The organism is Halorubrum xinjiangense (genome assembly GCF_900102375.1).
GTDB classification, from domain to species: domain Archaea; phylum Halobacteriota; class Halobacteria; order Halobacteriales; family Haloferacaceae; genus Halorubrum; species Halorubrum xinjiangense.
This window is the reverse complement of sequence record NZ_FNBO01000004.1, coordinates 43,499-64,942: the sequence shown is the minus strand read 5'-3', so window position 1 is coordinate 64,942 and position 21,444 is coordinate 43,499. Positions and strand designations below refer to the sequence as shown.

At 64.1% G+C, this 21,444-nt stretch carries 19 protein-coding genes, 2 tRNA genes and 1 pseudogene; 12 read left to right on the top strand and 10 right to left on the bottom strand.

Translation table 11 applies throughout. The features are described 5' to 3' along the window. Nucleotides 1-14: 14 nt before the first annotated feature. The 3 genes from F3H13_RS06195 (at nt 15) to F3H13_RS16705 (ending at nt 1,803) form a co-directional block, all read left to right on the top strand. Nucleotides 15-1,220: a succinylglutamate desuccinylase/aspartoacylase family protein gene (locus F3H13_RS06195; RefSeq protein WP_149798177.1), complete on the top strand. Its 1,206-nt coding sequence runs from the start codon at nt 15-17 to the stop codon at nt 1,218-1,220. 46 nt (nt 1,221-1,266) lie between these two features. Then, a tRNA-Pro gene (locus F3H13_RS06190) sits at nt 1,267-1,337 on the top strand. Nucleotides 1,338-1,428: 91 nt separating this feature from the next. Continuing rightward, entirely contained in the window at nt 1,429-1,803 is a 375-nt protein-coding gene (locus F3H13_RS16705) for a DUF7563 family protein (RefSeq protein ID WP_449405059.1), read from the top strand. A gap of 149 nt (nt 1,804-1,952) precedes the next feature. Here F3H13_RS16705 and F3H13_RS06180 read toward each other — a convergent pair whose 3' ends face one another. After that, entirely contained in the window at nt 1,953-2,969 is a 1,017-nt protein-coding gene (locus F3H13_RS06180) for a S1 family peptidase (RefSeq protein WP_149798176.1), read from the bottom strand. 277 nt (nt 2,970-3,246) lie between these two features. On the opposite strand from F3H13_RS06180, the gene F3H13_RS06175 reads away from it, so the two are divergent. Together F3H13_RS06175 and F3H13_RS06170 are read left to right on the top strand one after the other, a co-directional pair. Further along, complete coding sequence (locus F3H13_RS06175; RefSeq protein WP_149798175.1) at nt 3,247-5,346, top strand: outer membrane protein assembly factor BamB family protein; 2,100 nt, start codon at nt 3,247-3,249, stop codon at nt 5,344-5,346. A 481-nt stretch (nt 5,347-5,827) separates the two neighbouring features. Beyond that, nucleotides 5,828-6,044, top strand: a pseudogene (locus tag F3H13_RS06170) (AAA family ATPase); the annotation flags it as partial. Between the two features lie 171 nt (nt 6,045-6,215). On the opposite strand, the gene F3H13_RS06165 reads toward F3H13_RS06170, so the two are convergent. Beyond that, the gene (locus F3H13_RS06165) at nt 6,216-6,632 is read right to left on the bottom strand and encodes a type IV pilin (RefSeq protein ID WP_149798363.1); all 417 of its coding nucleotides are present in this window, start codon (nt 6,630-6,632) and stop codon (nt 6,216-6,218) included. Nucleotides 6,633-6,938: 306 nt separating this feature from the next. Between F3H13_RS06165 and F3H13_RS06160 the strand changes: the two genes are divergently transcribed. Then, nucleotides 6,939-8,453, top strand: coding sequence for a replication factor C large subunit (locus tag F3H13_RS06160; RefSeq protein WP_149798174.1), 1,515 nt, complete (start codon nt 6,939-6,941; stop codon nt 8,451-8,453). Nucleotides 8,454-8,471: 18 nt separating this feature from the next. On the opposite strand, the gene F3H13_RS06155 is transcribed toward F3H13_RS06160, so the two are convergent. Continuing rightward, nucleotides 8,472-9,566, bottom strand: coding sequence for a sensor histidine kinase (locus F3H13_RS06155; RefSeq protein WP_149798362.1), 1,095 nt, complete (start codon nt 9,564-9,566; stop codon nt 8,472-8,474). A 155-nt stretch (nt 9,567-9,721) separates the two neighbouring features. Here F3H13_RS06155 and F3H13_RS06150 point away from each other — a divergent pair, with 155 nt between their 5' ends. After that, nucleotides 9,722-10,792 (top strand): zinc-dependent alcohol dehydrogenase family protein, encoded by a 1,071-nt coding sequence (locus F3H13_RS06150; protein ID WP_149798173.1) that lies wholly within the window; start codon nt 9,722-9,724, stop codon nt 10,790-10,792. Nucleotides 10,793-10,807: 15 nt separating this feature from the next. Here F3H13_RS06150 and F3H13_RS06145 read toward each other — a convergent pair whose 3' ends face one another. The 5 genes from F3H13_RS06145 to F3H13_RS06125 all read right to left on the bottom strand — a co-directional run bounded on the left by F3H13_RS06145 (nt 10,808) and on the right by F3H13_RS06125 (nt 15,389). Then, nucleotides 10,808-11,536 carry an amino acid ABC transporter ATP-binding protein gene (locus F3H13_RS06145; RefSeq protein WP_149798172.1) on the bottom strand — a complete coding sequence of 243 codons (729 nt, stop codon included), beginning with the start codon at nt 11,534-11,536 and terminating at the stop codon, nt 10,808-10,810. Continuing rightward, complete coding sequence (locus tag F3H13_RS06140; RefSeq protein WP_149798361.1) at nt 11,533-12,372, bottom strand: amino acid ABC transporter permease; 840 nt, start codon at nt 12,370-12,372, stop codon at nt 11,533-11,535. The genes F3H13_RS06145 and F3H13_RS06140 overlap by 4 nt, the downstream gene beginning before the upstream one ends. Before the next feature lie 76 nt (nt 12,373-12,448). Then, nucleotides 12,449-13,273, bottom strand: coding sequence for a basic amino acid ABC transporter substrate-binding protein (locus F3H13_RS06135; protein ID WP_149798171.1), 825 nt, complete (start codon nt 13,271-13,273; stop codon nt 12,449-12,451). Nucleotides 13,274-13,454: 181 nt separating this feature from the next. Next, nucleotides 13,455-14,351 carry a COX15/CtaA family protein gene (locus F3H13_RS06130; RefSeq protein WP_149798170.1) on the bottom strand — a complete coding sequence of 299 codons (897 nt, stop codon included), beginning with the start codon at nt 14,349-14,351 and terminating at the stop codon, nt 13,455-13,457. 582 nt (nt 14,352-14,933) lie between these two features. After that, nucleotides 14,934-15,389 carry a DUF5814 domain-containing protein gene (locus F3H13_RS06125; protein WP_149798169.1) on the bottom strand — a complete coding sequence of 152 codons (456 nt, stop codon included), beginning with the start codon at nt 15,387-15,389 and terminating at the stop codon, nt 14,934-14,936. A 160-nt stretch (nt 15,390-15,549) separates the two neighbouring features. Here F3H13_RS06125 and F3H13_RS06120 point away from each other — a divergent pair. Then, nucleotides 15,550-15,622 (top strand) — tRNA-His (locus tag F3H13_RS06120). A 115-nt stretch (nt 15,623-15,737) separates the two neighbouring features. On the opposite strand, the gene F3H13_RS06115 is transcribed toward F3H13_RS06120, so the two are convergent. Together F3H13_RS06115 and F3H13_RS06110 are read right to left on the bottom strand one after the other, a co-directional pair. Continuing rightward, complete coding sequence (locus F3H13_RS06115) at nt 15,738-16,562, bottom strand: hypothetical protein (protein ID WP_149798168.1); 825 nt, start codon at nt 16,560-16,562, stop codon at nt 15,738-15,740. A gap of 80 nt (nt 16,563-16,642) precedes the next feature. Then, complete coding sequence (locus tag F3H13_RS06110) at nt 16,643-17,377, bottom strand: MBL fold metallo-hydrolase (RefSeq protein ID WP_149798167.1); 735 nt, start codon at nt 17,375-17,377, stop codon at nt 16,643-16,645. A gap of 243 nt (nt 17,378-17,620) precedes the next feature. On the opposite strand from F3H13_RS06110, the gene F3H13_RS16135 reads away from it, so the two are divergent. From F3H13_RS16135 to asd, 4 genes are all read left to right on the top strand, one after another. Continuing rightward, a complete protein-coding gene (locus tag F3H13_RS16135) occupies nt 17,621-17,764 on the top strand; it encodes a hypothetical protein (RefSeq protein ID WP_188128008.1) in 144 nt (47 codons plus the stop codon). Continuing rightward, nucleotides 17,761-18,840, top strand: a complete 1,080-nt coding sequence (locus F3H13_RS06105) for a hypothetical protein (protein WP_149798166.1) — start codon at nt 17,761-17,763, stop codon at nt 18,838-18,840. The genes F3H13_RS16135 and F3H13_RS06105 overlap by 4 nt, the downstream gene beginning before the upstream one ends. Before the next feature lie 138 nt (nt 18,841-18,978). Next, complete coding sequence (locus F3H13_RS06100; protein ID WP_149798165.1) at nt 18,979-19,689, top strand: hypothetical protein; 711 nt, start codon at nt 18,979-18,981, stop codon at nt 19,687-19,689. Nucleotides 19,690-20,392: 703 nt separating this feature from the next. Further along, complete coding sequence (asd, locus tag F3H13_RS06095) at nt 20,393-21,439, top strand: aspartate-semialdehyde dehydrogenase (protein ID WP_149798164.1); 1,047 nt, start codon at nt 20,393-20,395, stop codon at nt 21,437-21,439. Nucleotides 21,440-21,444: the final 5 nt, after the last annotated feature.

The following is a 21,444-nucleotide window of genomic DNA, read 5'->3' as shown; positions in this document are numbered from 1 at the left end:
CCCCGGGTTCGGGTATGGACGACTCGGACGCAGACGGGGAAGCGGGCGGGCGAATCGAACTCGGAAGTGCGAGCGCCGCGCCGGGGTCGCTCGACCGCGGTCGGCTCCCGGTCGCAGAGCTCCCGACGGGCGGCGCGGAGCGGCTTCCGGTCGCCGTCGCGAACGGCGCCGCCGACGGGCCCACGCTGTGGCTCACCGGCGGCGTCCACGGCGACGAGGCGACGGGCGTCGCGGTCGTCCAGGACGTCGTCGCGGCCTTCGGCGAGTGCCTCGCCGACCTCGCCGGCGCCGTCGTCGCGGTGCCCGTGGTCTCCCCGGCCGGGCTGCGCCGGAACGCGAGGGAGACGTACTACGCCGACGAGGACCCGAACCGGCACTTCCCGGACGCCGACGCGGAGTCGGCTCGCCCGCCGAAGCTCCAAGAGCGGATCGACGCGCGACTGTACGCCGCGATCACGGGCGAGGTACCGACCGACGCGGACAACTCGGCGGACGACTCGGAGTTCGCCGTCGAGACGGTCGGGACAAACGCGGCCGCGGACGCGCTGATCGACTGTCACACCGCCGGCGTCGGCAGCGAGCCCTTCGCCATCCGCGACCGCGTCCTCTACGGCGACCGACGGAGCGAGTCCGAGGCGGCCGCGCTCTCCGAGGAGCTCGGCCGTCTGGTCGAGGCGTTCGGCCTGCCGGTCGTCCGGGAGTACCCCGCAGCGGAGTACGTTGAGGAGGCCCTCCAGCGGTCGACCGCGGGCGCCGTGCTCAACGAGGCCGGGATCCCGGCGTTCACGGCGGAGCTGGGCGCGCACAGCGTCGTCGACGACGCCCTCCTCGACGCGGGCGTCGCTGGCGCGGTCGGCGTCGCGGTCGAACTGGGTCTGCTGGACCCCGACGACGCGCCCGAGTCGGCCGGTGCGCCCGGCGTCGGCGTCGATCCCGCGCCGAGCGAGTTCCCCGTGCGCCGCTTCCGCGGGCCGACGACGGACGAGTCAGGCATCATCCGGCACCGCGTCGCGGCCGGCGACGCGTTCGCCGAGGGCGACGTCCTCGCTCGCGTGGTCGACGCCGCGGGCGAGGAGCGCGTGACGGTCACCGCCGACAACGACGGCTACGTCCTCGGTCGCTGCGAGGGGCTGGCCGTCTACGAGGGCGACCCGATCGGGAGCCTCGCGGTCCGGGACGACGGCGACCTCGTGGTCCCGCGGGACGCCGACGAGGAGTGAAGCGAAGTCCTTAATTACCGGACCGTCGTTTTTCTGCGTGTAGTCAGGGACCGTGGGGTAGTGGTATCCTATGCGGATGGGGTCCGTATGACCTGAGTTCGACTCTCAGCGGTCCCATCATATTCTTTATAGGTTCTCATTATCAGTATCCTTAGCACCTTCTAACACCCGAAAACCGCATTCAGGGGGTGCGCTATGAACCGCCAAAATGGGCGGCTCTGACGAAACCGCGCAGTGCCGGTACTGTGACGGTCACGTTTCTGATAGGTTCCGGGCTGTCTTCGGTGATGAGAACGACGTCGCACACCGCTGCTTAGGGTGCGACTGCTTCCGTCGAATCAGCTGTGGCAGCGCTGTCGGCGTCAACGTCGAAGATCCACCCGAACGAAGCCCAGAGCGCGCGCCGAGCGAGAAGGCGATCGTCTGCTCGGTGTCGTCGTCGATCACTTCGAGCTTCTCGACCTCGGTCTCGGGGAGTCAGAGCTTCTTCCCGTCCTCTTCGTCGTGGGGCTGTAGATTCATGCGTCCGGCTGGCGCGTCAACCGGACAAAAAGGTACGGGTTGGGTGGGGTTCCCGGCGTGATCGGGTGGGGTTCGAGGCCGATCGTGTCCGACTCTCCACCGATTCTCGGACAACAATTTGAGTGGATTGCCCGACTCTCTACCCGAAGTACACCAGCATTAGAAACACACTCCTAGTAGCACTATCGACCGATCCTGGTTCTCATGTCGCTATTTCCCAGTCCATTGCTCGTAGTAATCCAGTACGGTGTCTATGCGTTCGTGTATGGCGTACTGTACCTCCTGATACGGGTACTCTTCAACTGCTCCCTCTTCACTCGGTGTCGGTGGTCCACGGTCGAAGTCACGCTTGGTACTCGCGTATGTGAGCCCCACAACGGTCCCGTCAAGTGTAATGAGTGGTGACCCACTATTTCCAGATGTAGACGGTATCTCTGTATGTAGTCCATTTCCGAATTCCTGATCTTGTATGAATTCACCGAGACTGATGACCCATTTCCCAATCATTGCTGGATGCCCGACTTGGACAAGTGGTTGACCAGCAGTCAGTGAAGACGCAGTCCCGAGTGGTGGGATATAGGGGGCTGTCACGTCGGTCTCAACCAGTGCTATATCATCATCTTCCGCTGTGTGACTAACCGAAAAATCAAATTCTGTGCCGTCAAGGAGATATCCAGTCTTCGAAGTAACATTGCCGTCTACCAAGTCCTGAACAACGTGCCTATTCGTAATGATGTGGTTCTGGTCGATGAACCACCCTGTTCCACCTGAACTAAAATTGCCGTCGTACTCAAAGTCGAATGCGACGACAGCTTCTCGAAGCTTCCGGCCAGCGTCAGTCGCAGATTGTCTCACTTCAGCACTGTACTGATACTCTACAGACTGTGCTTCCAGTTCGTCAATTCGGACCTCAGCATCGTTAAGATCGGATCTTAGAGACTCGATAGTTTGATTCTTCTCGTTGGACCTCTCTTGAAGTTCCTCCATATCCTGATTTAGCGACACGATCTCCTCGTCCTTTGATGAGACCTCTCCCTGAAGCGACTCAACCCTGCTCTGTAACTCCGCAATACGATTCTGAAGTTCTGCTCTGGATTCTCCTGAAGTATTGGATGACGGTGCCGTTGTTGACCCCGAACTACCTAGGATATTAGAACATCCAGCTGTCCCTGTAACGATCCCAACCGACGCAAGTTCTAGGAGACGCCGGCGAGAGATTGAATCCATGTATTTGTTCTGTAACCAACATGTATATAGATATTTATTCCTGAGATTTTGGTGACCGAGATGACCAACGGCTTGATGCGCGAGTCTTGTCCAGCCCTTCACCAGTTGTCGGACACGTAGACGCTATTGGTCTCAGTAGAACTGCTCACACTTGGCTCGTTCTCAAACGACTCAAGATGGAGTAGTTCTATTGACATACCCAAATATGATTGAGATACATACATCTATATCAGACTAGAAACACATACAATAAGATAGGATTAGTGTTCATTCTGTAATGTCCTCAGACAAAACCAACTCTACCATCCGAGAGCTATACGAGAAATACGGAATTGACCGAAAGTACGACCATCCTTCTAACGTATCAGAAGAGAACTCGTACTTCGGAAACGGTGATTACCCCCCGGACTGGACTGATCGCCGCGAAGCTGTCCTTGAACACCAGAATGGTCGATGTGCCCGTTGCCATATTTCACTATCTGATGAAGATTATTTTAATTGTCATCACTACCGGCCAGTTAGCAAAAATGGACAACACAGCCTCAGCAATCTGGTTAATCTCTGCGCTGACTGTCATAAGCTCATCCACCCAGATGTAGAGAACCTCGATGGTGAGTGGAGAGATGCGCCGATCTTCCCGCACCCCGATGCGGATCCTCGAATGGCGACAGTTCGGAGACCTGTGACCGACGGAGAAAAACAGGAGTTCCAGCCTGAAATCTCACTAATCGCGGATAAGAGCCCGGTCGGCGAAAACGAATTTGCGAACTCTGCTGTAACGATTCCGGTCAGCCCAGGTGATGCTTTACGGATGCGAGATGAATTCGACCAGCTTCTCGAAGATATGGGGCTCGCAAACTCCACCGCTCTGACCATTCGCACTGTCAATAGCGAGCACTCGCCGCTACGCGACAGTTTAGTCGAGGTTGCGTTCCCGACGAGTGGTACCAAAATGAGCTCTCGAACCGACAAACACGGAGAAGTAGAATTCTCGATCCCGTCTGGGACATCGGTAGAACTGGGTATTACGAAAGATGGATTTAATCAAACCACCAGCTCTTTCGACGTCGGTGAGGACGACGACTACCAGGAAATTACACTAGAAACCAGTGATCAGGCTGGAGCGACAGGTGCGACCCCGAGTACTGATAGTGCGACACCAGAAGGAGGTGAAGACGAATCCCGCCGCCCTATCCTGAAAACCCTCGGACTCGTTGGGGTAGGCGGAATTGCGGGATACTTTTTCAGCGGTGACAGCAACCAGCATAGTTCTGTATCGGGAAACGATGTGCCGGGTGGAGACGGACCTGACACAACACAGAGTGATTCTCCAACTTCGAATGACACCCCGGTAAAAGGATTCACAGAAGAATGGACAGATGCTATCGACACTTATGAAACGATTACCACTCTCGAAAAGGACGACTCTGCCATCTATGCGGGCACCGATTCGTCACTTGTACGGAGCCTTTCTCCAGAAGGAGATGAAAATTGGACACAGGACTTTGATGGGCAAATGGTTCACCTCGGTACAACTAGTGATACTCTAATTCTGGTCACTACTAGTCTCATAACCGCTCTCAGAAAGGATTCAGGTGAAACGCGGTGGAGTGTCAGCCACAATGCGACTAGCAATGAATCGAATCCTAGTGCTGCTAACAACGACGATGTCATCGTGCTGGCCTCCAATGGTCAAGAGGACTTTCTTCAAGCATTCTCAACAAGTACTGGGGACACAATTTGGGAAGTAACAGATGAACCATCTTCTGATCCAGTCTTTCTTAATGGCTCGCTATTCTATAGTAGATACGATCTAGCATACATAGAAGAACCAGAGCAATCTGGCGAGAAATCACCGGTAACTATCCCTGAGACTGGTTCGTATTCAGGCGGTCTCGCAATGGGAGAATCATTAGCGTACTACATTACTGGTGGGGGTGAACGCGGGGGAGCTTATTCTGGGAGCGAATCTATTGAGCTCCACGCGGTCGAAATTGAACGTGAAGAAGTAGTCTGGAGAGAGACCGTCGCAAGTGGGATCAACTCAGAAGATGTGGCGGTCAGTCCTTCAGTTAGTGGTCCGACGATTAATTCGGGCGTCTTTATTTATACTACAGGCGGCATCTGGTATGGTGATTTCTCTGGAGAGCAAATATGGACGCACGGAGATTATGAAGCGAGGTTTACAAAACCAGTATGGCTGCGAGATACACTATTTTACGACTCCAATGGTGGACTGACTGGCTGTCAAAAATCAGATGGAGCAGTGACACACAGAGTGGAGATCGATGATGAAGTCGTGACGCTCAATAGTTATGATGAGTCCGTGATTGTTGGGACCGAATCTGGCAAAATCCGAATGTTAACTCCTGATTGATCTGAAAGAGTATCGCATCGACGAAAACGTAGACATTCGATTCTTGTCGAACGCGTAATCCAAATTGGCTAGGTGACCACAAGTGAAACTTAAGATTGGTAATATAGTGGGTCTATTCGCCAGTTGGGCGAAAAGCATCTCCTTCTCGCCATCCCCAAGCGTCAGACTCTTCAGTGGTTCACAGACTTGAGGATACCCAACTGGTTCGGATCGAACGGTCAACCCGAACCCTAGAGAGGTCCGTCTGAAACTGGCCGCGACGGCGTTGTGCCGGCGTGTCCCGCCTGCTTCAATGGTGATTCTAATGCTAATTACAATTTTGGTTTCAGACGGACCTCTGTGAGATTAAATTTTCGACCATCCAGAAAACCGAGGGTTTCGGTTATATCCCGGTACTGTCTCCGAGTGAGACGTGATAAGCGACGGAACGGTTTTCGAAGACGACCACCTCCCCGATCCGATTGTCGGCCGGAACCGCCACATGAATGAGGTGACCGACGCCCTCGCGCCGATCGAAGACGGCCAGCGCGCCGAGAACTGCTTTCTCTTCGGTCCCTCCGGCGCCGGGAAGACGACTGTCGCGAGGGCCGCCGTTCGCGAGCACCGCCGCGAGGTCCTCAACGTCCCACACGCACACGTGAAACTGCTGGCAGGACTACACCCGGAACGCAGTCCTCGAACAACTATCCCGGGACATTGAGTGGACGTTTTTTGCTATCGAACCAGCCGTCAAGATCTCCTGTAGGTCTCTTGAGATACGACGAGTAATCGGAATCGATCGACTTGGAATACCTCGTATCGGATGTTGTTCGTTCTCGCAGGACGGCACAAAAATAGAAACCGACAGAGACGGCTGGGTAGCTACGCGATTAGCTGAAGTCCCACGTATCCTCGTAGATCGCGTTCCCGCTCGGGTCGTGGATGATCCGAACTGTAGCGTCTCCGCTCGGAGCGGGACTGATGTTCGAAATAGTGGCATTTCTCCGTTCACCACTCTCCCAGGAACCGCTTCCGAAATCTCCATCCCGCTGTCCGTCTACAGAGACCACGAGATTAGACCCTTCGATCGGCTGACCGCCGGTCTTGGTTACGGTGATCTCGGATGTCGAGTTACTCTCGATTGTAAAGCTCGCCTGCGGCGCGGTGTCGCCTAACTGATCGCCGAGGCCGAGGACGAACGTCCCGATGACGGCCGCCAGGATGACTGTAATCGCGACCATCAGGATGACCCCGATAACGGGGCTCACCGCGCGGTCGTCCGAATTGGGTTGGTTGCGTGGTTTCATAGTTGAACCCAGCGATTCACCGGGGAACGGGAGTGAGAGCCTCGTGTGCCATGGCCGAATCGGCTCTCAGCTCCGTTCCGATCGGTTGCTGGTTACGTGGAGAGATGCGGACCGCGCTTATGTACTTAATGGCATGAGTATCACCGACGAAAATTGAATGCGTAAGCCTCGCTTACTCGGGACCTCGCCTCGAAAACGCCACTCGAACACCGATTCGAGGCGGTAGCGCAGGGCGTCCGGGTCGTGAGGGGGCCGCTCCGGACACCGTCCGCAACCACTAAACGCGGCTCGCTCCTTGCTCCGGTAATGGCCGACTGGACGGAGAAGTACCGCCCGAGCACGCTCTCGGAGGTGCGCGGCAACGACAAGGCCCGCGACGCGTTCGCGGAGTGGGCCCGCTCGTGGGATGACCACCGCGAGGCGGTCGTCCTCCACGGCAGCCCGGGCGTCGGGAAAACGAGCGCGGCGCACGCGCTCGCGAACGACATGGGCTGGGAGACCGTCGAGCTCAACGCCTCCGACCAGCGAACCGCCGACGTCATCGAGCGGTTCGCGGGCCGGGCCGCGCGCAACGCCACTCTCGGCGGGAGTGCGGCCGGGGGCGGCGCGGGCGGCGGCGACACCGCCTCGCGTCAGCTCGTCATCTTGGACGAGGCCGACAACATCCACGGCAACTACGACCGCGGCGGCGCGAGCGCGATCACGAAGCTGGTGAAGGAGTCGGGCCAGCCGATCGTCCTCATCGCCAACGACTACTACGACATGTCGCGCGGGCTCCGGAACGCCACGCAGGAGATCGAGTTCCGCGACGTCTCCGCGCGCTCGATCGTCCCCGTCCTCCGCGACGTCTGCCGCAAGGAGGGAATCGAGTTCGAGTCGGACGCCCTCCAGCAGATCGCGGAGGGGAACCGCGGCGACCTCCGGGGCGCGATCAACGACCTCCAGGCCGCCACACAGGGCCGCGACTCGATCACGGTCGCGGACGTGGTCACCGGCGACCGCGACAAGGCGTTGGGGCTGTTCCCGTTCCTCGACGCGGTCCTCAAAGAGGAGTCCGCCGAGGAGGCGCTCCAGTCGGCGTACGCCGTCGACGAGACGCCAGACGACCTGATGCGGTGGATCGAGAACAACGTCCTCGACGTGTACGAGCCGACGGAGGCGGTCCGCGCGTACGACTTCCTCGCCAACGCGGACGTGTGGCTCGGCCGTGTGCGCGCCACGCAGAACTACTCCTACTGGCGCTACGCGACCGATAACGCGGCCGCGGGCGTTGCGGCCGCCCGCGACGGCGAGAAGGGCGGGTGGACCCGGTACGGCCGCCCGCAGTTCTGGTCCTCGTCGGACGCCACCGCGGACGAGGTCGTCGGCAAGATCGCGGCCGCGAGCGGCTGTAGCGTCGCGACCGCCCGGCGCGAGGTGTTGCCGTTCCTCGAGACCGTCACCCACCACTGTAAGCCCCGCGAGCTGACCGTCGCGATGGCGGCGGCCTACGACCTCGAGGAGGCTGGCGTCGCCTTCGTCACCGGCTCCGGCGAGTCGACGAACAAGGTCGCCTCGATCGTCGAGGACGCGCAAGCCCGCCGCGAGGAGCTGATCGAGGAGCACGCCGACGGCGCCTTCGCGCTCGGCGCGGCCGGCCGTCGAGACGACGCTGCCGACGCGGCCGCTTCCGAGAGTGCGGATCGCGACGGCGACGACTCCGGCGCGATCGCCGGCGGGAGCGACCGGAGCGACTCCGGGGGGGATTCGGCCGCGGCGGACGACTCAGCGAGCGACGAGGAGGAGGACGACGATCAGGCTGGCCTGACCGACTTCATGTGATTCGGGTTCGGCGGCCGGTCACCGCTTCCCGCCGTCGCTGAGCCGAGGCGAGTTCGGCTCTGACTCGCTCTCGCTCGCCCCGGCGGCCTCGATCGAGTCTCCACAGCGGAACTCGAATCGGGCGCCGCCCTCGCGGCTCTCCGTCACGGAGACGCTCCACTCGTGCGCCGCAGCGATCCGCTCGACTATCGCCAGCCCGAAGCCCGTGCCGTCCGGCGCCGTCGTGTATCCCGGCTCGAAGACGGCCTCCAGTTGGTCGGAGTCGATCCCCGGCCCGTCGTCCGCGACGTAGAACCCCTCGTCGGTCCGCCCCACGCGGACGCGGACCGCGGCGTCGTCGGATTCCCTCCGGGCGTCGTCGCGCTCCGCTCTCGAACCCGGCGCGACCGTATCGGGCGCGTCCGCGTCGGGCGCGCCGTGTTCGATCGCGTTCCGGAAGAGGTTCTCGAGCCCCTGTCGAACCCTGTCGGGGTCGCATCGGATCGTTCCGAGGGATCCGTCGATCGCGAGCGCAGCGCCGGCCGGTTCGCCCGCCGTTCTCCACGCGCGCTCGACGACCGATCGCAGGTCGGCGGGCTCGGCAGCGTCGACCGTCTTCCCCTCTCGGGCCAGCGTCAGGAGGTCTCCGATGAGATCGTCCATGCGGTCGAGCGCGTCGAGCGTGCGCTCCAACCGCTCGGTCGACGCTTCGCCGTCCAGCTCCGCGGCCAGTTCGACGTTGCCGACCGCGACGGAGAGCGGATTCCGGAGGTCGTGGCTCACAACGCTCGCGAACTCCTCGAGCCGCTCGCGCTGGCGCTCCAGCCGCTTCCGCCGCTCGACACGCTCGTCAGCGAGGAAGAGGTACCCCACCACGTCGCCGCCGTCGGTCGTTCGCCCGCGCTCGTGGACCCACTGCGGCTTCCCGTCGGCGGCGACCCGATACACGACGTCGACGGGACCGTCATCGAGCGCCTCGCGCAGCCGGTCGCGGTCCTCGCCGGCCACGCAGTCGAGCCACCCGCCGTCTGGCCGTTCCGGAGCGTCGAGCCGCGACTCGCCGGCCGCCTCGATCACGAACCGAGAGGGGTCTCCCTCCGGCCGATGGTAAGCGATACCGGGGCGCCGTTCCATCTGTCGCACGTGTCAACGAGGCTATCCGGAACTCATAAACCTTACTCGCCTATCATGTGTCAGACACTGAGATAAAGTCAAAAACGAGCGAAATAATCGTACTGGCGGGCCGACTCCCCGGGAGACCTTTGTCGCGTCCGTCGAACGATCGCCGTATGCGCGCAGCGATCCTCCGAGAGTACGGCGAGCCGCTCGCGGTCCGCGAACTCCCCGCCCCCGAGCCCGACCCCGACGGCGCAGTCGTCCGCGTGGACGCCTGCGGCGTCTGTCGCAGCGACTGGCACGCGTGGGCCGGCCACGGCGAGTGGGCGGACGACCGCGTCCCCCGCGGGCAGGTCCTCGGCCACGAGCCGGCCGGCGAGGTCGCCGCGGTCGGCGACGAGGTGGACCGGTTCCGCCCGGGCGACCGCGTGGTCGTCCCCTTCTCGCTCGGCGACGGCACCTGCCCGCACTGCCGCCGCGGGGCCGGCAACGTCTGCGAGGACGGGCGCGCGCTCGGGTTCGAGGCCGCGGCCCCGGGGGCGTTCGCGGAGCGCGTGGCGGTCCCGGCGGCCGACTACAACCTCGTCGAGCGTCCCGACTGGCTCGACGCGACCGCGGCCGCGGCGCTCGGCTGTCGGTACATGACCGCCTACCACGCCCTCGCCGAGCGGACGACCGTCGGCGGCGGCGACGCCGTCGCCGTCCACGGCTGCGGGGGCGTCGGGCTCTCCGCGGTCCAGATCGCCGCGGCGCTCGGCGCGCGCGTGATCGCGGTCGACGTCGACGACGAGGCCCTCGCGCTCGCGACCGAGTTCGGCGCGGCCGAGACCGTGAACCCCGAATCGCTGCCAGAAGAGAGTTCGGTGCCCGAGCGCATCCGCGACCGCACCGACGGCGGCGCCGACATCTCCCTCGACGCCTTGGGGATCGCGGAGACCTGTCGGAACTCGGTCCGGTCGCTGCGTCCGCGGGGCACGCACGTCCAGGTCGGGCTCACCACGGACGCCGAGCGCGGCGAGGTGTCGCTGCCGACCGACTGGATGACCCGATGGGAGATCTCCTTTCTCGGCTCGCGCGGCATGCCGCCGACGAGCTATCCGGACCTGTTCGCGCTGATCGAGGCGACGGGGATCGACCCCGGCGAACTGGTCTCCCGGGAACTGTCGTTGTCGGCGGTCTCGGACCGGCTGGCGGCGATGGACGAGTACGACGCGCGCGGCGTCGAGGTCGTCACCGAGTTCTGAGCTCTGAGTAGCCGCTCACAGCAGCCGGGAGAGGAACTGTCGGCCGCGATCGGTCGACGGCTCGTCGAAGAACGACTGCGTCTCGCTCCGCTCGACGACCCGGCCGTCGGCCATCAGGACGATCCGGTCGCCGACCTCGCGGGCGAACCCCATCTCGTGGGTGACGAGGACCATCGTCATCCCGTCGGCCGCGAGTCCTTCGATCACGTCGAGCACTTCGCCGACCAGCTCGGGGTCGAGCGCGCTCGTCACCTCGTCGAACAGCATCACCTTCGGTTCCATCGCGAGCGCGCGAGCGATGGCGACGCGCTGCTGTTGCCCGCCCGAGAGCGCGCCGGGGTACGAGTCGGCTTGGTCGGCGAGTCCGACCCGGTCGAGGAGGTCCGCTGCGTCCTCCTTCGCTTCGGCCCCCGTCTCGCTTTTCACCTTTTCAGGCGCGAGCGCGACGTTCTCCAGTGCGGTCTTGTGCGGGAAGAGGTTGAACGACTGGAACACCATCCCGATCTGCTGTCGGATCGCGTTGACGTCCGTCTCGATCACCGACCGCCCGTCGAGGCGGATGTCGCCGCCCTGTATCTCCTCCAGCCGGTTCGCACAGCGGAGCAGCGTCGACTTCCCAGAGCCGGAGGGGCCGATGACGACGACGACTTCTCCCTCGTCGACCGAGAGGTCGACGTCGTACAGCACCTGCGTGTCCCCGAACGACTTGTCGACGCCGTCGAACTCCACGAGCGGGCCCGTCACGCTTTTTCACCTCCGTCCGCGTCGTCGCCGGAGCCGAGCCCCGACAGCCGACCGAACATCCGGCTGTCAGACCCCCAGTCCGACCGGCGCTCCAGTCCGTTGACGAGCTGGCTCATCGACATCGTGATCGCGAGGTAGAGCACGCACACCCACACGAGCGGGGTCCACGGGTCCAGTTGGTTGCTGTTGATGTTGCGGAACACGCTCATGATCTCCGGGACGGCGATGACGGTCAGCAGCGAGGTGTCCTTCACGAGGATGATCTGGTCGTTCCCGATGGCCGCGAGCGCGTTCCGCCACGCCTGTGGGAGCACGACCTCCCGCAGCGCCATCACCCGGGACATCCCGAGCGACCGCGCCGCCTCCATCTGTCCGTCCGGCACGGCGTCGATCCCCCCGCGGATGGCCTCGCCGACGTACGCGCCGTGATTCAGCGTGAGTCCGATGATCGCGGCCGGGATCGCCCAGTCCGAGAAGGGGAACTCCCCGGTCGCCCACAGACGGGGCACGCCGAAGTAGATCACGAACAGCTGAAAGAGGAGCGGCGTGCCGCGGAAGAACTCGACGTAACCCTTCGCGATCCGTCCGGTGACGTTCGACGTCGAGATCCGCCCCAGTCCCACGAGGACGCCGAGCGACACCGAAAGCAGGCTCGAAATCACGACGATCTGGACGACGAGGAAGAACGCCTCCGCGAACCGCCGGGCGATGAGCGGCGAGGAGAGCAGCTCGTAGTTGACCTGCGTCGAGAGGATCCAGACCAGCAGTCCGCCGATAGCCAGCACGAACCCGCCGGCGGCCACCTCGCCGACCCGCTTCACTAGCCGGTCGCGCATCAGTACGCCGCCGCTCGACTCCGATTCGGTCTGTGTTGCCATTGGGTATCAGATTAAACCGACGAGAGTCGAAGGCTCAGGCCTCGAAGTACTCGTCGTAGATCTCGTCGTACGTCCCGTTGTCGCGGATCGCTTGGAGGGCTCCGTTGACCTCCTCCCGGAACTCGTCGTCGTCCTGCCGGAACGCGATCCCGTAGTTCTCGATCGTCAGCGTGAGGTACGGCGGTGCGTCCTCCTGGTCGGCCGCGACCCCGTCGCCTTCGAGGAAGACGACGCCGTCGTTCTCCGCGGCGAACTCGCCGCTCACCGTGTTGTCGTTGATGACCGCCGACACCTGGTTGTTGAGCAGCGCGTCGAACGCGCCGTTGATCTGGTCGTAGCTTTCGATCTGGAGTTCGCCGTCGAACTCCTCTTGGAGGTCCTCGGCGGCGGCCTCTCCGGTCGTTCCGCGCTGGACGCCGACCGCCTCGCCCCGGAGGTCCTCGCGGGACGAGATATCACCGTCCTCCAACACGAGGACGGTCTGGTACGCGGTGAAGTACGGGTCGGAGAAGTCGACCCGCTCGGCGCGCGACTCGTTGATCGTCATCGCGCTCATGATGACGCGGAAGTTCGCGTTGTTCAGCGACGCGATGATCCCGTCGAAGGAGGTCTCCTGGAACTCGTAGTTCAGGTCGAGCTGCTCGCCGAACACGGCCTCGGCGATCTCGACGTCGAACCCGATGAGATCGCCGGCCTCGTTTCGGTACTCGAAGGGCGCGTACGGGATGTCCGAGCCGATGGTGATCGTCTCGCCGCCGTCGTCTCCGCCGCCGCCGATGCAGCCAGCGGTGGCCGCCAGGCCGCTCGCTCCGACAGCGGTCAGGTACTGTCTCCGGTTCAGGGAACTGCGTTCGTCCATACACCGTTGCTCGGCTGATCACGGTTTCAACGTTTCGACCGAAGATAAGCAATATTTGCCACACGCCGGGGATCTGACAGGGTCGTTCCGGACACACGCGGTGGTAGCCAACCGACCCGCCGCCGAACAGCGCCGTCAGTTGTCGCCGATCGGCGCGGTCAGTCGCCGCCCATCGGCGCGGTCAGTCGCCGCCGATCGGCGCGGTACCGTCGCGCATCTCGTCGGCGCCGCGGAGGGTCCATGCCGCGCCCGCGGCGAGCGCGACCGCGACGCCCAGCGCGACGAGGTTAATCTGTTGCCACGTCGCCGTGTACAACACGAGGTCCCGGCCGAGCAGCAGCGTCCCGACGAGCGCGGCCATCGACCCCGCGGCGAGCGCGCGGACGGTGCCCGCCGTTCCGGTGTCGAGCCCGTCGTAGCGGCTCCGAGCCGCCTGCGTCGCGTACGCGATCGTCGCGACGAGCCCGAGGTGCCCGGCGAGCCCGGTGACGTAGAAGGCGGCCTGCGCGGGCGGCGCGTAGGTGAGGAACGGCACCGCGCGCGAGAAGACCGCGCTGGCGACGATCCCGGCGACGGCGATCCCCGCGGCGGCGCGGAGCAGCCGCGCGTTCCCGCGCCCGCCGCCCCAGATCGTCGCCAGGCCGAGCAGCGTGAAGATCGTCAGCGCCACGATCAGGTGCGCGGCGTGAGTCGACACGGTGTACCCGCCGGGGACGAGCCCGCCGAGGGTGACGGTGATCGCGCCGACAGTGATCTGGAGCGGTAAGATCGCGACCGCCAGCATCGCAGCGAGCTTGGTCCGGCGCTCGAACCCGGACCCAAGCCAGGTCCACCCGGCGACTCCGATGATGAGGAAGCCGGTGACCATCGCCCACGCCCGGTGGAACCACTCGATGAAGTCGGGGTTGATCGTGAGCGCCGGAATCAGCTGGTCCGAACACAGCGGCCACTGGGCCTGACACGCCAGTCCGGAGCCGGTCGCCGCGGTGTAGACGCCGAGCGAGAAGAGGACGAGCGTCATCCCCGTCGTCGCCGCCGCGTATCGCCTAAACGTTAGCCACGCGGGCCGAAGACTCATTGGCCGATTTCGGGCGCGCGCGTACTTAGACCGTTCGGCCGCTCCCCGCGCTCGGGAAGCCAGTCGGTCGATATTCGACAGAACTACTTATAAATGAACTGCGGTGGCGTCGCCGGCGGCAGAGCCGCCGGCTGTAAGAGGCGCGTCGCGCCTCCCTGCGTGCCTGCGAGGCCGCCCCGCGGCCGAGCCGCGAGGGACCGAAGGTCCCTCTGGAAGCCGGCGCGAAGCGCCGGCGACAGCACGCGCGAGGGAGTCGGGCGGCCGGAGCGAAGCGGAGGCCGGCCGACGAGGCTGGGGAGGCCTGAGGTGCGGTCGCGGTGCGGGGTGGGACTCAAAGGGGCAGCCGGGAGGCGGGCGCAGGCGAAGTAAGCACCGCAACGAGGGAGCGAACGGAGTGAGCGACCGAGTGAGGAGCACAACGAGCGTGCGCCCGCCTCCCGGCTGGGGCTTTGGAGGCCTTCACGGTCGATCCGCCGTCAGTACATATTTATAAACGAGCGGCTGGGGCTTTGGCGGTGTTCGCCGTTGCTAGCAGCATAGTATATCGACCCAACCAGCCGCCGAAACCGCTCACCGTCAGTTTCAGCCGGATAAATCGCGCTTCGCCGTCCGCGCCCGCTCGGACATCTCCGCGTTGCCGTCGACGTCGGCGAGCGTCTCGACGGCCTCCAGGTTCCGCACCGCGTCGTCGAGGAAGGAGAGCACGTCACCGGTGTACGCGTACACCATGTAATCGTCGGTCATCACGTCGACGATGGCCTGCGGGCCGAGCCCCTCGGCGCGCAGTTCGAGGACGTAGCGCATGAACTTCTCCTCGGGACAGCCGCAGTAGGGGTTCGCGTCACAGCTACAGTCGAGGAAGTCCTCGGCGAAGTCGAGGACGCGGTCCCGGGTCGTCTCGTCCAGCTTCGAGAGGCCGTCGCCGGTGAAAAGCAGGTCGAGGGTGGCGCCGGCGAACGCCCCCTTCGGGATGTTCGCCTCCAGCTGAGAGGCGAGCTGCCGGTGGTTCTTCACGTAGATCTTGTCGGTAAAGGCCACAGTTACCTCTCGATACGCCCGCGGCCCTCAAAAGCGACGCGGTGATCGGAGATGCGAGCGGCGCCCCGCCCGGGCGCTCCGCATCGGACGCCACTCGATGCCACGCCCGTCCGGGAGTCGTAACCGTTATTTACCGAAGCGGGGTACATTTCGACGCGTGTCCGGGTTAGGGTAGTGGACTATCCTTCAGCCTTGTGGAGGCTGAGACGCGGGTTCGATTCTCGCACCCGGACCTTCTCGCGGCGAGCAACACCGCGAGCCGCAGCAACCCGTTTTGAATCGAGTGAATTGTGATTTTCGTTCGATTCGGGCTCTCGAACTCTTTCGCCCGGACGCAACGTTGCCCAACTACTCAAGCTCTTCTGCGTCCCCGAATGCGACGCGTATCACTGCCCTGGCTCCCGGTTTCGATTCACTCCCCTGCGACTGTCCGTACATCGCTATTTGGAGGAGATCCTCATTATCCAGCGCAAAGAACAGCGAGCTGTTATTGGTGGATTTAGTATATATATCCAGCTTTCCGTCACCTGAGTTAAAACGCTCAAATATCGGCTGATTCGTCGAGAAAAACCCATCAAAGTTAGCTGTTCCTGTTACTTTACATGCTACTAAGTTGGTTTCCAGTCGCATCTCGTCTAACAGCGCTTTCCGCAGCGCGCTCTCGTTGCGATTCCGGAAGTCAATGAATTTTGGCTCCATAATATCGAGCAGTTCCCCGTTCATTGTCGAAGGAATCTTTCCGGTCGCGTACTGCGATGTGAGCCTCCCGAGCCGATCGTGCTCTTCGTCTGTGAGAAGTTCGCTGAGTTTCTGATCAAAAATGCCACGAGATAGCGATCGAAGCGTCGGGTTCCGGACGTTCGTTGTCGTTCCTGAATCGATCTTTAACGAGAAGGGTTTTCGCTGTCCGTTCGGTCCGAACACTCTGAGGTCCGTGTCGCTACTTCCGGCTTTTAATTTGTCACCGACTTCTTCGGCCTCGGCAATCGGAAAATCCGTCTTTTGACGAATGTACTCGGCACTCTTTTCCGAAGCGATCCGTACCCGGTCCCTATTCGTCTTATCAAGTTTCGATAACTGCTCTTCCGTATCGTTCTGGGTCTGATCGCTGTTCAGCAGATCCCGTGTGAGCTTCTCGTGTGATTTCCCAATGAATTCGGACTGCCGCGGCATAATTACAAGCTATCTTATAAATTGCTGTTTTTTAGTGCTTCCTTCGGCGCAGTGGTGGTAGCCTTCTAAGAAAGCTCTCTTTAGAACTCAATCCGCTCTCCGTCCTCGGGGACTGACACGCCCTCCGTCTCCGCTCTGAGCTCGTCGCGCGAGAGCAGACAGTGGTTGATCGCCTCCATGTGGACTACGGCGACCGCGGCGTCGGTGGCCTCGCGTACGGCCGCGACGTCGTCGACGCCCATCGTGATCGGCTCGCCTTGGGTGAACCGCGCCGCGCCGCCGTTGAGAATAACGGCGTCGGGGTCGAACCGCGCGAGCGTCTCCGCGACGGGTTCGTACCAGACCGTGTCGCCGGCGAGGTACAGCGTCTCCTCGCCCTCGAAGACGAACCCGGAGACGGGCCCCATCCGCTCGGCCAGCTCCCCGTGCCCGTGCCGGCCGGGCGTCCGGTGGAGCGTGACGCCGTCGAACGACGCCTCGCCCTCGACGGGTCGCACGTCGGTGAAGCCGTCCTCCGCGAACGCGTCCGCCTCGGCGGGCTGGCAGAACAGCGGCACGTCGGCGTCGAGTTCCGCCGCCGCCGCGTCGTCGAAGTGGTCCGGGTGGCGGTGGGTGACGACCACCGCGTCGTGCGAGCGGTCGACTTCTGGCATCGGGACGAGCGGGTTCCGCCGGTCGTTCGGGGTGTTATCGATCGGCGGGAGCGCGCCCTGCGAGGCGAACAGCGGATCGACGAGAAAGGTCGTCTCGCCCACGGTCACGAGAACCGTGGCGTTGCGAACGAGGGTGACGGCGGCGCCGGCGGCTTTCGACATTACCGCTCCTTCGTCGGGCGCGGTGTTGTGGCTTGTGTCGCCGTCCCCTCCCGGGTGTCGCCAGCGTCTCCGGCGGCCCCTCGCGTCACCCGACGCCCGAAATCCGGACAGTCGACGCTCTCGACCGCTGTGCGTCTCGGTTCTCGAACGGCGGTGTGAAGACCGGTCTGCCGAGTTCGTCCCTTCGGTCGGCTCCGTAGCGCCCGCGTACTTATATGCCGCTCGCGAGTCGTCACTCCCGTCATGGACGGACGTGAGACGGCGGCGACTCGACGCGGGACGCTCCGGCAGCCCTCGGGGGTCGGTGCCGTCGGCGCCGCCGTGATCTGGGTGGCGGACGCGACCCGCTACGTCGACGACCGCTCCGTGCGCGCCGACCCGCGATGAGCGGGTCCACAGAGGGGTCGCCAGGAGGGTCGGCAAGCGGGGACGCCGCCGAAAGCGACACCGACACCGCCGACACGATGCGCGAGCGCGCCGGCGAGAACCGCGCGAAGCTCTGGCTGCTGTTGCGCGCGGACCGACTCGTCGTCGTGGCGGTCCTGACGCTCGCGATCTTCGTCGTGTTCGTCGCCGTCGCCGTCGGGCTCTCGCCGTCGCTCGCGGAGAAGGTCGGCGCGAGCGACCCGATCGAGACGCTGTTCGCCTCGATGATCACGGCCATCGTCACGGGGGCGACGCTCGTCGTCACCATCGGGCAGCTCGTGCTCACAGGGGAGAACGGTCCCCTCGGCGACCAACAGGAGCGCATGGACGCCACGCTCGCGGTCCGGGACGACATCGCGGCCCTGACCGGCGCGCCGACCCCGACTGACCCGGCCGCGTTCCTCGACGCGATCCTTGGCGCTGCGGCGGAACGCGCCGAAGAGCTCCGTGACTCGGTGAACGACCGGGGAGCTGGGGGCGACAGGTCGGACCGGGCCGCGCTCCGAGAGGACGTCGACGACCTCGCTGAAGGAGTCATCGAGAACGCTACCGCCGTGCGCGGGCAGCTCGACGGCGCCGAGTTCGGCTCCTTCGACGTCGTGTTCGCCGCGCTCAACTTCGACTACGGCCCGAAAATGGCGGGGGTCGAGCGTCTCGTCGCGGATCACGACGAGGCGCTCACCGACGACGAGCGCGACCGCCTCGGGGAGCTGACGGAGTCGCTGTCGCTGTTCGGTCCCGCCCGCGAACACGTCAAGACGCTGTACTTCCAGTGGGCGCTGATCGACCTCTCGCGGCTCATCCTCTACGCCGCGGTGCCGGCGCTGCTCGTCGCGGGCCTCGCCCTCTCTGTCGTCGACGCCGGAACGTTCCCCGGTCGGACGCTCGGGGTCGACCACGTGACGCTCGTCGTCGCGGGCGCGTTCGCGGTCACGCTCCTCCCGTTCTCGCTTTTCGTTTCCTACCTGCTCCGCGTCCTGACCCTCGCGAAGCGGACGCTCGCGATCGGGCCGCTGGTGTTACGCGATTCGGGGTGACGGGGTCGGCCGCTGGTGCGTGAAACTGACCCAAGCGAATCTGTGAAATCTGGGAACACTAGCATACAACCCCGGTAACTCCCGAACACTGCCCCGAACACCCCGCATGTTTTATCCGCTCTATTTGAACATCAACTAATGTCACGGGCGGCCGACGTCGATCGGCTCTATGAGTTGTTCGACGATCTCGCGGAGCGAACCGGCGGACCGCGGCGACTCCGAGACTGTACCGGTTACATGGACTGGCCCGAACGCGGCGTCTACTTCTTTTTCGCCGCCGACGAGACGCGGGAGTCGACAGACCAGCCGCGACTCACCCGAGTTGGAACCCACGCCGTCTCCTCCGGCTCCGGCACGTCGCTGTGGGACCGGCTCCGGACACACCGCGGCGCGAACAGCGGGACCTACGAGGGCGGCGGAAACCACCGCGGGTCGGTGTTCCGCAAGCGCGTCGGCGAGGCGATGATCGAACGCGACGACCGTCACGACGAGTACCCGCACTGGGGCGACGGCTCCGGCGCGAAGCGAGAGCGACGGCTCGCCGAACTGGACCACGAACGGCGCGTCAGCCGATACGTCCGTGACCTTCCGTTTCTGTGGGTCGAAATCGACGACGAACCGGGGCCAGAGAGCGACCGGGCCTACGTCGAGCGCAACGCGATCGCGCTCGTCAGCAACGATGGAACTGAGTCGATCGACCCCCGGGACGACGACTGGCTCGGCCGTGAGAGCCCCCGACGCGAGATCGCCGAGTCGGGCCTCTGGAATATCAACCACGTCGGAGAGCGGTACGAGGCTGACTTTCTGGACCGAGTCGTCGAAGCCGTCGAAGAGACGTCTGCCCTCTGAGTTGGTAGCGAGTCGATACCGACTTCGGACCGCGGACGCTGGAGAAGCGTCTATCGGTTGTGATGTCGCCCGCGACACTAACGACCGGTCTCATCTCCGGCGGCGTGCCGCGTCGACCGGGAAACCCTCGTGGCGGGCGGTCGCCTGCGCGGCGACGGGCGGGTCGCGTGTGCGACCGGTGTAACGCGCCTGGGTTCTCCGCGCTGTCATCGCTCCCATCGGGGAGTACTCGGGCGGGGACTAATGGCGCGCGAGTCCGGCTAGCCGGCGAGTGGGGTTAAACGGTCGGGTCGCTCAGTCCTTTTCGGTCCCGGCGCCGACCACGCGCTCGCCGTTGTCCGCCTGCGGCTCCGAGACCGAGGCGGGGTCGGTCCTGCGACGATCCAGTCGAACGTCTGGACGATCCCGAGCCCGCCCGTGTATACCACGGCGCCCGACCAGCTGCCGAGGAACAGCGAGAGGATCGCCTCGCGGGTGACGATCGCCAGCGCGACGGCGAGCAGCGGCGGGACGACCGAGCGGACCCCGAACTCGGACGTAGCGTGTTAGTGCCACGCATCCCCATCGATAATGCGTTCCCTAACGGAGCTAATCGCAAGACCGCGGCGGGATCGGGCCGACCCGCGGATGCGACGCCGGCCGCGACCGGCGGTATCGACGGCTATCCGAACGCACTTACGTCCCTGTCACGGACCCTCGCGCAATGTCAGTCCGAGTCGGCATCCTCGGCGCGACGGGCGCCGTGGGCCAGCGATTCATCCAGTTGCTCGACGACCACCCGACCTTCGACCTCGCCGCGGTCACCGCGAGCTCGGAGAGCGCGGGCAAGAGCTACCGCGAGGCGGCCAAGTGGCGCGTGAACACCCCGATCCCGGAGGCCGTCGCCGAGATGGAGGTCGCGGAGACGACGCCCGCTGGCGTCGCCGACGCCGACGTCGACCTTCTGTTCTCCTCGCTCCCCTCGGACGTCGCGGCCGAGGTCGAGCCGGCCTTCTTAGAGGAGGGATACGTCGTCTCCTCGAACTCCTCGAACGATCGCATGGCGGCGGACGTGCCGCTCACGATCCCCGAGATCAACCCCGGCCACCTCGACCTCATCGAGGTCCAGCGCGACGAGCGCGGCTGGGACGGCGCCCTCGTGAAGAACCCCAACTGCTCGACGATCACGATGGTGCCGACGCTCGCGGCGATCGACGAGTTCGGCCTCGAAAGCGTCCGCGTCTCGACGCTTCAGGCAGTTTCGGGGGCCGGCTACTCCGGCGTCACCTCGATGGAGATCATCGACAACGCCATCCCGCACATCGGCGGCGAGGAGGCGAAGATGGAGACTGAGTCGCGGAAGCTGCTCGGCGAGTTCGACGGCGCCGAGGTCAGCCTCCACGATGCCGACGTGGCCGCCTCCTGTAACCGGATCCCGACGCTCGACGGCCACCTGGAGAACGTCTTCGCCGAGTTCGCTGACGACCCCTCGCCGGAGGACCTCCGCGAGGCGATGCGCTCGTTCGAGGGCGCCGGCGACCTCCCGAGCTCGCCCGACCAGCTGATCAAGGTGTTCGGCGAGGACGAGCCCGAGCGCCCGCAGCCCCGCCTCGACCGCACGTACGCGGACGGGATGGGGATCGTCGCCGGCGGCGTTCAGACCACCGACACCGGCGCGAAGTACAACTGCCTCGCGCACAACACGATCCGCGGCGCGGCCGGCGCCTCCCTCCTCAACGGCGAACTGCTCGTCGAGGAAGGCTACGTTTAACTCTC

Coding starts and splice junctions, on each gene's coding strand:
- F3H13_RS06195 (WP_149798177.1), top strand. CDS start 15: ATGGACGACTCGGACGCAGACGGGGAAGCGGGCGGGCGAATCGAACTC.
- F3H13_RS16705 (WP_449405059.1), top strand. CDS start 1,429: ATGGGCGGCTCTGACGAAACCGCGCAGTGCCGGTACTGTGACGGTCAC.
- F3H13_RS06180 (WP_149798176.1), bottom strand. CDS start 2,969: ATGGATTCAATCTCTCGCCGGCGTCTCCTAGAACTTGCGTCGGTTGGG.
- F3H13_RS06175 (WP_149798175.1), top strand. CDS start 3,247: ATGTCCTCAGACAAAACCAACTCTACCATCCGAGAGCTATACGAGAAA.
- F3H13_RS06165 (WP_149798363.1), bottom strand. CDS start 6,632: ATGAAACCACGCAACCAACCCAATTCGGACGACCGCGCGGTGAGCCCC.
- F3H13_RS06160 (WP_149798174.1), top strand. CDS start 6,939: ATGGCCGACTGGACGGAGAAGTACCGCCCGAGCACGCTCTCGGAGGTG.
- F3H13_RS06155 (WP_149798362.1), bottom strand. CDS start 9,566: ATGGAACGGCGCCCCGGTATCGCTTACCATCGGCCGGAGGGAGACCCC.
- F3H13_RS06150 (WP_149798173.1), top strand. CDS start 9,722: ATGCGCGCAGCGATCCTCCGAGAGTACGGCGAGCCGCTCGCGGTCCGC.
- F3H13_RS06140 (WP_149798361.1), bottom strand. CDS start 12,372: ATGCGCGACCGGCTAGTGAAGCGGGTCGGCGAGGTGGCCGCCGGCGGG.
- F3H13_RS06135 (WP_149798171.1), bottom strand. CDS start 13,273: ATGGACGAACGCAGTTCCCTGAACCGGAGACAGTACCTGACCGCTGTC.
- F3H13_RS06130 (WP_149798170.1), bottom strand. CDS start 14,351: ATGAGTCTTCGGCCCGCGTGGCTAACGTTTAGGCGATACGCGGCGGCG.
- F3H13_RS06115 (WP_149798168.1), bottom strand. CDS start 16,562: ATGCCGCGGCAGTCCGAATTCATTGGGAAATCACACGAGAAGCTCACA.
- F3H13_RS06110 (WP_149798167.1), bottom strand. CDS start 17,377: ATGTCGAAAGCCGCCGGCGCCGCCGTCACCCTCGTTCGCAACGCCACG.
- F3H13_RS16135 (WP_188128008.1), top strand. CDS start 17,621: ATGGACGGACGTGAGACGGCGGCGACTCGACGCGGGACGCTCCGGCAG.
- F3H13_RS06105 (WP_149798166.1), top strand. CDS start 17,761: ATGAGCGGGTCCACAGAGGGGTCGCCAGGAGGGTCGGCAAGCGGGGAC.
- F3H13_RS06100 (WP_149798165.1), top strand. CDS start 18,979: ATGTCACGGGCGGCCGACGTCGATCGGCTCTATGAGTTGTTCGACGAT.
- asd (WP_149798164.1), top strand. CDS start 20,393: ATGTCAGTCCGAGTCGGCATCCTCGGCGCGACGGGCGCCGTGGGCCAG.